7 protein-coding genes are annotated in these 13139 nt (G+C 65.6%); 6 read left to right on the top strand and 1 reads right to left on the bottom strand.

Translation table 11 applies throughout. From position 1 onward, the window contains the following. The first annotated feature begins 91 nt into the window (after nucleotides 1-91). Nucleotides 92-349 carry an RNA-binding protein gene (locus U4Y88_RS37055; RefSeq protein WP_224015240.1) on the top strand — a complete coding sequence of 86 codons (258 nt, stop codon included), beginning with the start codon at nucleotides 92-94 and terminating at the stop codon, nucleotides 347-349. A 65-nt stretch (nucleotides 350-414) separates the two neighbouring features. On the opposite strand, the gene U4Y88_RS37050 is transcribed toward U4Y88_RS37055, so the two are convergent. Further along, the gene (locus tag U4Y88_RS37050; RefSeq protein ID WP_321789982.1) at nucleotides 415-2475 is read right to left on the bottom strand and encodes a glycoside hydrolase family 28 protein; all 2061 of its coding nucleotides are present in this window, start codon (nucleotides 2473-2475) and stop codon (nucleotides 415-417) included. A 569-nt stretch (nucleotides 2476-3044) separates the two neighbouring features. Between U4Y88_RS37050 and U4Y88_RS37045 the strand changes: the two genes are divergently transcribed. The 5 genes from U4Y88_RS37045 (at nucleotide 3045) to U4Y88_RS37025 (ending at nucleotide 13112) form a co-directional block, all read left to right on the top strand. Then, the gene (locus U4Y88_RS37045; RefSeq protein ID WP_321789981.1) at nucleotides 3045-4937 is read left to right on the top strand and encodes a DUF2138 family protein; all 1893 of its coding nucleotides are present in this window, start codon (nucleotides 3045-3047) and stop codon (nucleotides 4935-4937) included. Then, entirely contained in the window at nucleotides 4934-5629 is a 696-nt protein-coding gene (locus U4Y88_RS37040) for a DUF1175 domain-containing protein (RefSeq protein ID WP_321789979.1), read from the top strand. The genes U4Y88_RS37045 and U4Y88_RS37040 overlap by 4 nt, the downstream gene beginning before the upstream one ends. Before the next feature lie 122 nt (nucleotides 5630-5751). Beyond that, the gene (locus U4Y88_RS37035) at nucleotides 5752-10470 is read left to right on the top strand and encodes an alpha-2-macroglobulin (protein WP_321789977.1); all 4719 of its coding nucleotides are present in this window, start codon (nucleotides 5752-5754) and stop codon (nucleotides 10468-10470) included. An 8-nt stretch (nucleotides 10471-10478) separates the two neighbouring features. Further along, nucleotides 10479-12242, top strand: a complete 1764-nt coding sequence (locus tag U4Y88_RS37030; protein WP_321789975.1) for a DUF2300 domain-containing protein — start codon at nucleotides 10479-10481, stop codon at nucleotides 12240-12242. Beyond that, nucleotides 12243-13112 (top strand): YfaP family protein, encoded by an 870-nt coding sequence (locus U4Y88_RS37025; protein WP_321789973.1) that lies wholly within the window; start codon nucleotides 12243-12245, stop codon nucleotides 13110-13112. The last annotated feature ends 27 nt before the right edge of the window (nucleotides 13113-13139 follow it).

The following is a 13139-nucleotide window of genomic DNA, read 5'->3' as shown; positions in this document are numbered from 1 at the left end:
GCAAGTTCCAGGCACGATGTTGCACTGCACACTATCATCGTCATACGAACGTTGAATGTGCATGTCGATATCGACTGCGGAGAGAGGCAATATGGCCGACTTGCTGCTTGGAAACGTAGAAGAAAACGTCCCCGACGAAGAGATCAACGCGTTTTTGCAGAAGTACGGATTCCCGTCCTTCGATCAGATTCAGCGCGTGACGGGCACCGGTACGCATCCGGCAGCGCTGCTGCACTACGCGAGTGCAAGCGAGGAAATACTGCGCACACTGCAACCTCGCGTGCATCACATCTTCTGGAATAACCGTACCATCACCGCGCAAATCATCCCTGCGCGCGAAGCCGATTGAATCGCCGCTGATTCCCATGCGTCCGATAATGCGCCCGACGCAACGCCGGGCGCCATCAATCGACGCTATCCCACCAGCGAAGTGTTGTACGTCGTCCCGCCGATCACGACGTTGTTCAGCGTAATCGCATTCACGTTGTTCACGTAAATCACCCCGGCATTTGTCGCCGATGTGGTTCCGTTGCAGACCGGCGTGCCGAGATTGCAATTCGTGATCGTCACCCCGCTGATCGGCAGCACGGTCGGCGCGGGCGCCGGGCCGTTGTAGTCGGCGGCAACCGGCCCTTGCGCGACGATCGCCTGAAAGCACGAAGCCGTTGTACTGCCCGACGTCACGTTACTGGCCGTGACGTTGGAGATATTGATGTTCTTCACGACAGGCGGACTGATGCGCACCGCGTCACCGGCGGGACTGTAATCGCAATCGAACGTGATCAAGCCGCCTTGCGAGGCCGCCGGATTCGATCCCGCCGAACTCGTCGTGCCGACGGGCACCGAAGCGGTAATCGGACTTCCCGCAATCATATTGTTCGCGCCATAACCCTTGCCGACGAGCGTCACGCCATTAGGCAAGGTCACGCCGTCAATCCACACGTCCTGCACCGCACCGCCGCGATTCATATTCGTCTTGATGCGAATCGCAATATTCAACGGATTGGTCGCCCAATTCTCATTGAGCATATTCAGATTGCGCGCGTAAATATTCTGGACGCCCGCGCTCATTTCGCTGCCGAGTGTGAGGCCGCCATGGCCGCTATTCATCGTGCAATTCTGAATCACGTGATATTGCGCCGGGCCATATTCGATATCCAGCGCCTTGCCGGACTTGATCGCAATGCAGTCGTCGCCGGTATTGAAGGTCACGCCATCGGCAAGCACGTAACTGCACGCATCGGGATCGAAACCATCGTTGTTCGGGCCGATACTGTCCGCGAATACGCCCTGAATCACCACGTTCTTGCAATCGGTCGGATGGTGCTGCCAGAACGGCGTGTTCTGCGTATGGTAGTTCTGCATCAGCACGTTGGTGCAGCCGATGAATTCGACCATGCAAGGGCGCAGGTAATGACCGTTGCCGAATACGCGCTGCGTGACGGCCACGCCCAGTTCGGCGAGCGCCGGCAAATAGTTCTGATCCTGCGCCCACGCGGTGCCGGTATCGAGCAGCGGCAGCAGGGTGGCGGCCTCGGGATTCGTCATCGCCGAGCTGCTCAACGTGGTGAGCGCGGCATTGTTCGGGTTCACATAGGCTTGCGATGGCGTCGATGAACTCGCGCAGCCATACGCGCCGTTCGTGCCTTTGAAGGTCCACCAGCAGAACGACGGCGTGACGCCGTTCGCCTGCGCCGGCGTCATCGACTGACCATTGAGAATCGAGCTGTCGCCTTCGCCCGTGAGCCCGATGTTCTGCTGCTGATACGCGTAAATGGGCGAGCCGAAATTCAGGCAATCGTTGGCTTGCCAGCGCGTCCAGTACAGATTGCCGTTGGCCGTCGCATGCGGCCCGTCCACGGCGTAATCGGTGGGATTCGGGCTGAAATAGATCGTGCAGTTCGCGCTCAGGTGAAAGTTCACATTGCTAAGCAGTACGATCGGTCCGCCGCAATACCAGTTGCCCGCCGGCACGACCACGCGTCCGCCGCCCGCTGCGTTGGCCGCCGCGATCGCCCGGTTGAACGCCGTGCGCGAATCGTACGCCGTGCCCGTCAGCGACGACGACACCATCTGGTCGGCGCCCGGACTCGTCGGCGAAGCGGTCTGCCCGAGCCAGGGAATCGCGGGGCTCCACGCCGTCGCGGCCACGACCTGCGTGGTGAGCGCTTGCGCGCCGTAACTCGTCACGAGGTAATCGGTGGATGGGAACATCGACAGCGCGACGTGCTGTACCGCATCGATGATCTGCTGGGCCGCGCCGCCTGCGCCCCAGATCGGATCGACGGAGGCGGCGGTGCCCGCGCTCGAAGTGCTCGCGGCGGTCGTCGAGCCGCCGCAGCCGGGCAGGGTGCCGAGCAGGCTCGCGCCCGCCGTGGCGCCCGCGAAGGCCATGAAGCTGCGGCGGGCTGGAGAGGCCGGTGCGCCGGATGCGCGCGCCGGGGCGAGGCCGTTGTCGTTGTTCTGCGTTGGCATGGGTAACGCCTCCTGTTTTTGTCTCGCGAATGGACTTAGGTGTCTTCTCGTTGTGCTTGAGCGCGACTCCGACGACGCTGAGGTCGCGGATTCGAGCAGGAATTGTTGTTAGACAAGACGTAAAGTGTCAAGCAACTATGTCCAGGTAGTGACCCTGATCCTCGGTTTTATGCCATGTTGATTGACGACCTTGCGTGTAACGAGTTTGAAAGAGAGATCGCGAGCGAGGTGCGCGCACGGTGTGGCGCATCCGGGCAATAAGGCGGCGCGTGCGCCATCATCGGTGTGTTGAATTTCGAATCGCTAATGACGTACATCACAGCGAAGTCGAAATGAATTAATCGATGACTTTCCGTGTTTATTAAATCTGATAAGCAATATGCATAATCGATATTGTCAAAAAATCACAAATTCGACATGCTTTTAAAACAGCTTTCAGTTAATATTCGGCCAGCTGCATAAAGCCGTTCGTGAAAAATGTGGAGGCATCCGGCGATTAATTCCCGTCGGCGTGAGTCGCGCAGCGGTGCAGGACAAGACCCATATTCAATTTCAGGGCGATCGATCCCATGAAGTTCACGCGCAAAAAGGCCGCCATCACGGCCGCGGTGTTAATCGTTGCGCTGGTCGCCATTCAGGCGATCTGGCGGCCATTCGGCGGTAAAGGGGCGTTTCGTTCACACGAAGTCGCATTCGATATTCGATATCCCGACGCCATCATCGACAGCGTGGCGCTTTCCCGCCTGCCGCGCGACATGATTCGCGTGCCTTTGCTGCATAGCCTGCTTACGCGCGATTTCGTCGACTATTACGAATCGAATTCCACGCGCCTTTCCGCCGAAGGCGCTGTGCGCCGTCTCGCGTTCGAACACGATCTCGATTGGCGCGATGAAATCATCAAGCGCGTATTCGACGAACCGTCGCGCGTGCTGTTGTGGCGCTCGCCCGATGGCCGGCTCGGCTATTGGGTCATGACGATGCGCCGCAATGGCCTCGCGAAGCTGATGCAGGCAATGGCCAACGTCGCCGCGAGCGACACGCAGTTGAACCAGGCCGGCACGCTGTCCGGCGACGTGCCCGTCTACGCGCTCAAGCTTGCGGTCGGCCACACGTTGTTGTTCGCGGCGAAAGGCGACCGCCTGGTTGTCATGTCCGAGCCGGGCATCCTGCTCGACGCCGACGGCAAGGCCATCGGCGAACGCGCGAAGGCGCTCGCGCAGATGCTCGACGACGGCGGCGCGGACGCACTGCGGAGCTATCGCCTCGACAACGCGTCGCCCGAGGTGAGCGGCCATCGCGTGATCGTTTCGGTGAACTATCTCTCGTTCGGTTATCAGGCCTTTTTCTCGGGCATCAACGCGCTGCGCTTCGATTTCGCCGCCTCGCACGCGTCGGGCAACAACGCCGCGAGCAACACGAACACCCAAGCCAGCACCGACGCAACCGACGCAAGCGGCGCATGGAGCACGGCCGCGCTGATCGATCCCGCGCATCTTCCGCAGCACTGGAACAGCGCAGATATCTGGCGCGCGTTGCCCGCGAACGCGGCGGCCTGCGCGAGCCTGCCGGTCGACTGGAACGATGCCGCCGACCTGCTCGGCAAGCTCGGCGACGCTGAACAGGGCGCGTCGAAGATCCTGCGCGAGCAGTTCGCGGGACCGGCGGGCGTGTGCTGGTACGCGAAGTCGACGCTCGTCGCGCCCGTGTTCGTCGCGCGCCTCAAACCCGAGGCCACGCAGGACGCCACGCAACTCGCGGCGCTCAAGGGCGCGCTCGCGAGCGTGTTCGGCGACGCGATCGGCGCCTACGAAGCGAAGGCCGGCGATGAAGCGGGCTATCGCCGCCTGCAGGTGCAATCGCGCGACGTCTCGGCTGGCGTCACGCTCTGGACGCGCGCCGTGAGCGCGCGCTCCGGCACGGCGCAAAGCGCGGGCTCGCCGTACGCGGCGCAGCTTTCCGCTCCGCGCTACTTCCCGGTGACGCTCGCGCTCGCGCACGGCTACGTGGTGTTCTCGCCCGATGCGCGCCTCGTCGACGACACGCTCGCCGTGCTCGACAAGCGCTATCCCGCGATCGCCGATACGCTTGCGCCGCAGCGTCTCTCGACCACGATGATGTCGGTGACGCCGTCCGCGGCCGCCGCGCTCGTCGAGCGCGAGTCGGGCCGCGCGCTGCCGGCCGATCAGGAAGCGATCTTCCGCAACGCCGCGCGCACGCATCTGCTGCCGAAGCTGCACGCGGTCGCGAGCTATCCGCCGCTCGCGCTGAGCTTGCCCGATTCGCTGCCATCCTCGCTGGGCTGGGTGCCGGTCGAATGGCACTTCGAGCCGCGTGCGAGCGCCGGTCCGCGCGGCGATGCGGCGGCAGGGCGTCCGCTCGGCGCAGCGCAGAACGACGACGCCGACGCGGACAACGCAGCCGCAACCGATCAACCGGCGCAGCCCGGCACGAGCGGCGAATGACGATGCGCCGCGAGTTCCTTCTGCGCTGCGCGTCGGCGGGTGCGCTGCTCGCGAGCGCCGCGCTCGCGCAGCCCGTGTACGCGCTCATGCCGACCCAGGCCGCGCCCGACCCCGACGCGCTCACGCCCGAGCAATCCGCCGTATTCCGCGCGTGGTTCGTGCGCATCGTCGATCAGCAGATGCGCAGCGGGCCCACGCCGCGCTGGACGCAACGCGACTGCGCGGGACTCGTGCGCTTCGCGGCCATGGAAGCGCTGCGCGAACACGACGCGCGCTGGCTCAAGGCCAACGGCATGAACAGCGCAGCCGATGCGAGCCGCCTGCCGCCCGAACTGCAACTGCACGCGCAGCAACGCGCGCTCGCGAACCGCTGGACGCGCATCGACGGCAGCGTGGGCGCGTATGCCTCGGCCATCGCGCTCGTGCAACGCAACAGCCGCTTCGTCTCGCGCGACGTCAACCAGGCGCTGCCGGGCGACCTGCTGTTCTTCGATCAAGGCGACGACCAGCATCTGATGATCTGGCTCGATCGCTACATCGCTTATCACACGGGCACCGTCACGCCGACCGACAGTGGTCTGCGCGCCGTGGCCGTTTCCGATCTGATGCAATGGAAAGATTCCCGCTGGCAGCCGTTCGACGGCAATCCGAATTTCGTCGGTGTGTTTCGTTTCGCGTTTCTGACGCCATGAGTGCCGCCATGCAACGTCTGCTCGCCCGCCCTGTGTTTTCCCTATTCTTCACGCGTATTTCCGGTGCGAAACCCGGCGCACGATTCGCGTCACTGTTCGCTTTGCTCGCCGTGTGTGTCGGTATGAGCGCGACGCCCGCCTGGGCCGACGACAGTGACAGCGCCAACGCCGCACAACAGAACATCGACGCGAATCCCACGCTTGGCGCGCCCACGTCCAGCGGCTACGACAGTCAGGTCGTGCGCGGCCAGCCGTTCTTCCTGCTCTCCGACGCGAGCTACGGCAGCAATCAGCTTGCACAGGTGCGGCTGGAAGCGCCGGGCCGCGAATTCCAGTCGGAACTCGAAGCCTATGGCGGCGCGGATGTCGTCGTCTACAAGGTGCCGAAGCCGCTCGAATTCCTCAAGGCGCAGAAGAATCTGCATCGCCTGAATATCAAGCCGAACTATCAGGGCGAAGGGCTCGCGAACACACTCGCGTATCTCTGGGATCGCTGGGTCAGCGACGCGCGCCGCGCGTGGCAGCGCGTGTTGTCGTTCGCGACGCGCACGAAGGTGACCGAGGCGAAGCCCGAATTCAAGCTCGGCGAGCAGACCGGCACGCCGACGCATTTCGAACCGCAATCGCATTTCGCGCCGCTGCGCGGCTACGATCTGGTCACGCGTTTTCGCTATCCGATCTGGAACGCCAAGACCATTCAACCGCCCAAGGGCGTGAATCTCGCGGGGAGCAGCAGCAACTTCATCGAGGCGTCGTCGGGCAACGTGATGATTCCGGTCGGCAAGCTGCCGCCGGGTCTCTATCTCGTCGAGGCGATCATCGGCAATTACCGCGCGCATACGCTGCTGTTCGTGTCCGATACGGTCGCCGTGGTCAAGGCCGCGTCGAGCGGCATGCTCGTGTGGACCGCGCGCCGCGACAACGGCAAGCCCGTGGCGAATACCGATGTGAGCTGGACCGACGGCGTGGGCGTGCTGCAAAGCGGCGCAACGGGCGCGGACGGCGCGCTCGTGCTTCAGCACGTTTCGCCGGAGCGCAGCTACGTGATCGGCAGCGATCCGCAAGGCGGCGTGTTCGTATCGGAAAACTTCTACTACGACAGCGAGATCTACAACACCAAGATCTACGCGGTCACCGACCGTCCGCTCTATCGTCCCGGCGACGCGGTGCATGTGAAGTTCATCGGCCGCACGTTCCAGAGCGCGAATCAGTCGACGCCGGCCGCGCCCGCGCAACTCAAACTTGATGTGCTCGATCCGAATGGCGCGCCCATCGCGACGCGCAGCGTGGATTTCGCCTCGGAAACCGGCGGCGAAACCACGTTCACGCTGCCGTCCGCGGCGCAAGGCGGCGGCTACACGCTGCGCTTCGACTACAACGGCGACAGCTACGGCGGCGCGTTCCGCGTGGCTGAATACGTGAAGCCGCACTTCGACGTGAACCTCACGATGGACAAGCCGGACTACGCGACCGGCGACACGCCCAAGGGCAAGATCTCGCTGCGTTATCCCGACGGCAAGCCGGTGAAGAACGGCAAGGTGTCGGTCACGCTGCGCGCGCAGAAGGTGGCGATCGTCGACGGCGAATTGCGCTACGCGGGTCTCTTTCCGGTGAAGCTCGAACAGCAGGAACTGGAAATCGATAGCGATGGCAACGTCACGCTCACGCTGCCCGCCGCGAAGGACCCGAGCCGTTATGCGCTCACGCTGTTCGCGCAGGACGGCGCTGCGTATCGCGTGCGCGTGACGCGCGAAGTGCTGATCGCGCGCGGCGCCACGCCGTATCGTTTGACCACGGCGAAGTCGTTCTCGCAGCCGCACGAGCGTGTGACGTTCACGCTCGCGGCGCTCGCGAATTCCAGCGCGAATGGTAACGCGAACGCCAACGCTCCCGCGCACAAGCCCGCGAAGTGGGAATGGCTGCGCCTCGAATCGCAGACCAAGGCGGAGGGCACGCTGCCCGCCGCGAGCGCCGATGGCCGCGTGAATTTCCTGCTCGAATTCGCCGAGCCGGGCTCGTACATGCTTTCGGTGAAGGACGATGCGGGCAATCTGCTCGCGGCGTCGAGCCATTGGGTCGCGGGCGACGGGCTCAAGGCGATTCCGGGCAGCGTCGAGATCGTGTTCGATCGAGACCGCTATCGCATCGGCGACACGGCGGAGGCGCTCATCACGTTCCCTTATGCGGTGGACGATGCGCTGCTCACGCTCGAACGCGACAGCGTGGAAGCGCGCGCGCTGCTCTCGGCCGGCGCGGACTGGCTGAGCCTCACGCGCGTCGCGCCCACGCAATGGAAGGCGCGCATCAAGGTCGGTCCCGAGTTCGCGCCGAACATGACGTTCTCCGTGCTCTACGTGCACGACGGCGAATACGTGTTCCAGAACGCGGGCATCGTGGTCGCCAAGCCATCGATCGATCTCGCGGTGAAAAGCGACAAGCCGGTCTACGCGCCGGGCGAAACCGTCACGCTCGATCTCGGCAGCACGCTGGGCGGCAAGCCGCTGCCCGCGCATCTGACCGTGAGCGTGGTCGACGAAATGGTCTACGTGCTGCAACCGGAAATCGCGCCGGACATCGTCGACTTTTTCTATCATCCGCGCCGCAATAACGTGCGCACGACGTCGAGCCTTTCGTTCATCACGTACGACCTCGCGGTGTCGGCGATGCGCGGCGCGCCCGGCGGTCCGCAGCGCGGCCAGTACAACGAGCGCGGCGTGAAGGTGCTCGAACGTCCGCGTCGCGACGACATCGACACGGCCGCGTGGCAAGGCGATCTGCAAACCGACGCGAGCGGTCACGCGCGCATGACCTTCAAGATGCCCGACGCGCTCGCGCGCTGGCGCATCACCGTGCGCGCGATTTCCGCCGATGGCACCGTGGGCCAGCGTACCGCCTACGTGCGCTCCGATAAAGCGCTGTACCTGAAGTGGAGCAGCCCCGCGAGTTTCCGCAGCGGCGACCAGCCGGTGATCGACATGCTCGCGTTCAATCAGGGCAACGCGAATGTGGACGCGCAATGGACCGTGAACGGCGCGGGTCTCGCGATCGATCGCAAGGTCACGCTCAAGCCCGGCGCGAATTATCTGGCGCTGCCGCGCGCGACGCTTACGCCGGGTCTCGTCGATGCGAGCCTGAGCGTGAACGGCAAGCCCGTCGATCGTTTGCAGACCTCGGTGAATCTCGGTGCGCCCGGTTGGCTCGATCTGCGCGAGGTGCCCGTCACGCTCGACACGAATCCGAAGCCGCTCGCACTCGCGCCCGACGCGCAGGACGTGCGCGTGCGTCTCGTCTCGAACGGCACGAGCCAGTTCGCGCGCGTCGCCGACGACCTCATCGACTATCCGTACGGTTGCGCCGAGCAAACGTCGAGCCGCCTGATTCCGCTCGCGCTCGCACACGATGCGCTGGGCCGCGACGCCGATGCCGCGAGTCCGCAGAGCGCGACGCAAGGCATCGAAGCGCGGTTGCGCAATCAGCGTCAGCGTCTCGCGCAGCTTGCGGGCATCAACGGCGCGTTCGGCTGGTGGGGCGATACCACGGGCGGCAGCGCGTTCATCACGGCCTATGCGTATTACGCGGATTGGCTCGCGAGCCGCAGCGTCGGCATCACGCTGCCGGACAGCAACTGGCAGCACGCGCTCGACGTCTATCGCGACAACGGTGCGAAGGAGCCGCTGCTGCATCGCGCGCTCGCGCTCTGGCTGTTGCAGCAAATGGGCCAGCCGGTCGCGACGCCGGTCGCGGGCGTGGCGGGTCAGCTTGCGCAACAAGCCTCGTCGATGTTTGATCAGGATGCCAAACAATCGGCGAACGCCGCTTATGCGCCGGAAGACAGCCTCGTGTTCGCCGCGCCCGATTCGGCGCGCGGCTTGCAGGCGGCCGTGGTGCTGACCGCTTACACCGCGCGCGTGACCAACGCGAGCCTGCCCGAAGGCTTCGACACGCTCGCGGCGCGCGCCCGCGCCTCGCTGATGGGCAACCCGACGCCGCTGATCCAGAGCCTGCTGGCGATGGCCGGCGACGCGGGCACGCCCGTCGACGCGAATGCCGTGCTTCTGCAAAGCAGCGCAACGTATCCGACTGTCGATCGCGCGCTCACGCTGCTGTGGCTGCGCAAGGCGATGGCCGGTTCGCGCGCCGGCGACACGCAGCAGCCCTTGCCGACGCTGCAAGGCAGTGGCTGGACGCGCGCGGCCACGCCCACGGGCGCGAGCGTCTGGAAGTGGACGGGTGCCGCGCTGCCGGTCTCGCTCGATATCGGCGGCGCGCGGCCCGACGCGACGGCGCTGGTTTCGTATCGCAGCCGCGCGGCGCAGGCGAGCCGCTTGCCGGTGAAGCTCGAACGCACGCTGTATCGACTCGATCCGATCAAGCCGTCGACCGACGCGGGCAAGGAGGCGGGCCGCTTCACGTTCGCGGCGCATCGCGTGAAGTCCGGCGATGCGATCGACAGCAACGCGCTCTATGTCGACGAAGTGACGCTCACGCCGCAAGGCAACGGCGCGCTGCATTACGGCCTGCTCGACGTGCCGTTGCCGCCGGGCGGTTCAGTGGAGGCGACGAGCTGGGGCGTGAGCATCGACGGTCTGCCTGGCACGGGCGAGGGCGGTAGCGGTCCGCAGCCGTTCGCGCGCGCGGCGAGCTATGAAATGGGCGATCTCAGTTATCACCAGCCGGTGCCGTTGCTCGACAAGCCGGTCGCGCTGCGCCAGCTCGTGCGCTTCGCGTTGCCGGGCACGTTCACGCTGCCGCCCGCGCGCTATTTCCGCATGTATCAGCCCGAGCAGAAGGCGTACGAAGGCGGGCGCAGCGACCGTATGGTCACGCTGCGTGTCGAGTGAGGCGTTAGATGAAAGCGCGCATCGTCGGCTGGGGCGCGGCACTCGCGCTCGCGCTGGCGGCCTGGGGGCCGCAAGCGGCGCTGGCCGCGAACGCAGCGAAGCCTGTCGGCGCAGTGAGCGCCGCAGACAACCATGCGGTCGCGCCCGCATCGGCGCTGCGCTTCGCCTGGCTGCGCGACGGCGCGGACGCGCGTCTGTGGACGCTCGCTGCTGGCAGCGACACCGCCGCGCAAGGCCCCGGCGAGCCGCTGCCCGCCACGCTAGAGACGCCGCTCGGCAGCGTCTGGAAGCTGTTCGTCTACGCGTATCTCGTCGACCGCCAGATCGCCGCGCCCGATTACCAGTGCGACGGCCACGACCGCGAAGAGGTCTACTGCTGCATGACGGGCGGCCACATCGACCGCGATCACGCGCTCGTGCAATCGTGCGGCCTGTTCTTCGAACCGCATCGTCTTGAACTCGATCCGGCGGGCTGGCGCCAGTACTGGCGCGCGCGCAAGGCGCCCGCGTGGCTGCTCGATCTCTATGCGCTGCGGCCCGAACGCCGCGTGCGCGTGAGCGAACTGCTCGCCGCGCTCCAAAGCGTGCCTGCGCGAGCGCGCGACGACACCGCGAACACGCTGGTCTCGGTCGTCACGAGCGGGCGCGGCGAAGGCACGGTTTCGCTCTACGGCAGCCTGCTGCGCGCGAAGACCTGGACGATGCCCGATCCGTCGAATCCGGGCGGCTACGAGGGCGGCGCGGCGGGCTGGCTCGCGGACGGCACGCCGGTCTGGCTCGGCGGACGCGGTGGCAGCGTGCGCGTGCTCGCCGCCGCCGCGCCGCGCATCGCGCCGCTGATCGCGCAAAGCGCCGTGCCGGACGACCGCGCGTGTGTGGTCGTCGATATGTTCTCCCGGTACCCGATACGAAACGTCTTCGACACGCGCGCGGGCGGACGTCCCGTGCAACCCGGCCTGCTCGACGGCGCCTATAGCGTGAGCTTCGAAAACGGCAACGCGTTGCCCATCGAAAGTCACGGCGAACTGCTGCTCGATCGCGACGAAGCCGGCAAGCCGCGCATCGTCGGGCGCTTCGGCATGAACGACTACGTGGCGCGCGTGGTGGAGCGCGAAGGCGATACGGCCGAGCCGCAGGCGGCGCGCGCGCTGGCTGTGGCCGCGCGCAGCTATCTCGTGCAGCATGCGGGCCGCGATCGCGGCTGTTACCGCATCGACGACAGCAGCCGCACGCAACGCGTGTTGCCGCGTGCGCCGCGCGCCGCGTCGCGCAACGCCGCCGATTTCACCGACGGTCTCGTGCTCGCGGGCGTGCCCGTGCAGTTCCATCACGACAAGGCCGCGCCCGGCCAGATGAGCTGGCTCGACGCGCGCGCGGCGGCGCAACGCGGCCTGAGCTTCGACGCGATTCTCGCGCGCACCTGGCCTGAAGCCACGCTCACGTCGTTCGCGAGTCCGCTTGCAGGCGACTGCGAACCGGTGATCGGCGCGCGCGACTGGCTGCGCCGCGAAACGCCGAAATGGGATCAACGTCTCGCGGGCGAAGCGGGTTATGAGGAGCCGGAAATTCCTGCGGTGTGCGAAGTAATTTCGGGGAAGCCCTATGCCGATGCGGGCCGCAATCGCGTCTATATCCGCCGCCTGCGTTCCGACGACGACCGCATCGCGCTCGCGCACGAATATCTGCATCTCGCGTTCGCGCATCATCCGCGCGGGCAGGACGAAGCGTTCATCGAGCAGACCGCGCGCAAGCTGATACTCACAGGAAGTTGAATGACGACGATACCGTTCGCGCAATCTCAACCGTTTGCCGCCGCCGCGCCGCGCAAATCGAAGCGAGCGCTCGTGCTGGCCTGCATCGCGTGCTGCGCACTCGCGGCCACGCACGCGCGCGCCGACGAAACCGGCACGCTCGCGCGTCTCACCGGCGCGTTCAACGGCTGGCGTCACAGCGGCCTCACGAACGAAGGCGAGCAGTATGTGGCGGCGTATCCGCGTCCGCCTGTCGATCGCGGCGCGCAGCGCTTTCGCACCTTGATCGAAGGGCAGTTGAAGCATGTCGATCCGCATGCGCGACGTCCGCCCACGCTGGTCGTGAACGGCAATCCCACGCCGCTTTATACCGACGAGCAAGGCTTTTTCGCGCGGCCCTGGGCATTCGGCGCGGGCTCGAACAGCATCGAAATCATTTCCGCCGATGGCACGAAGCATCAGCGCATGCAGTTCTACGAAGCGGATCGCAACAAGCCGCAAGCGAAGCTGCGCGCGATCGTGACGTGGGACGATCCGCATGCGCAGGTCGATCTGCATGTGATCACGCCGGACGGTCTGCACGCGTTCTTCGCGAATCCCACGCTGGAAGACGGCAGCGGCTTCGACGTGGATTCCGTCGATGGCGCGGGGCCGGGCATTTTTTCGTCGGCGGCGCCCGAGCACGGCACCTGGCTTTTCTTCCTCAATTACTGGGGCAATTTCGATTCGACGGGCTATAACTTCGATCCGGGCGCGCACGATCGCGACGTGATCACCGCCACGCTCACGCTAGTCTTCAACGAGAACACGCCGAACGAGCGCCGCGAAACGCGCGTGGTGCCGCTGCGCAAGATCGGCGACCTCGTGCTCGTGAAAAGCGAGCGGCTGTGAAGCCCGCATGACGAGGCGGCATCCATG

It is taken from the genome of Paraburkholderia sp. J94 (assembly GCF_905220285.1).
GTDB classification, from domain to species: domain Bacteria; phylum Pseudomonadota; class Gammaproteobacteria; order Burkholderiales; family Burkholderiaceae; genus Paraburkholderia; species Paraburkholderia tropica_A.
The sequence above is the reverse complement of the archived record's forward strand: the minus strand, read 5'-3'. Positions and strand labels throughout refer to the sequence as shown.

Excerpts from the sequence above, each read along its gene's own strand:
- U4Y88_RS37055 (WP_224015240.1), top strand. The coding sequence starts at position 92 with ATGGCCGACTTGCTGCTTGGAAACGTAGAAGAAAACGTCCCCGACGAA.
- U4Y88_RS37050 (WP_321789982.1), bottom strand. The coding sequence starts at position 2,475 with ATGCCAACGCAGAACAACGACAACGGCCTCGCCCCGGCGCGCGCATCC.
- U4Y88_RS37045 (WP_321789981.1), top strand. The coding sequence starts at position 3,045 with ATGAAGTTCACGCGCAAAAAGGCCGCCATCACGGCCGCGGTGTTAATC.
- U4Y88_RS37040 (WP_321789979.1), top strand. The coding sequence starts at position 4,934 with ATGACGATGCGCCGCGAGTTCCTTCTGCGCTGCGCGTCGGCGGGTGCG.
- U4Y88_RS37035 (WP_321789977.1), top strand. The coding sequence starts at position 5,752 with ATGAGCGCGACGCCCGCCTGGGCCGACGACAGTGACAGCGCCAACGCC.
- U4Y88_RS37030 (WP_321789975.1), top strand. The coding sequence starts at position 10,479 with ATGAAAGCGCGCATCGTCGGCTGGGGCGCGGCACTCGCGCTCGCGCTG.
- U4Y88_RS37025 (WP_321789973.1), top strand. The coding sequence starts at position 12,243 with ATGACGACGATACCGTTCGCGCAATCTCAACCGTTTGCCGCCGCCGCG.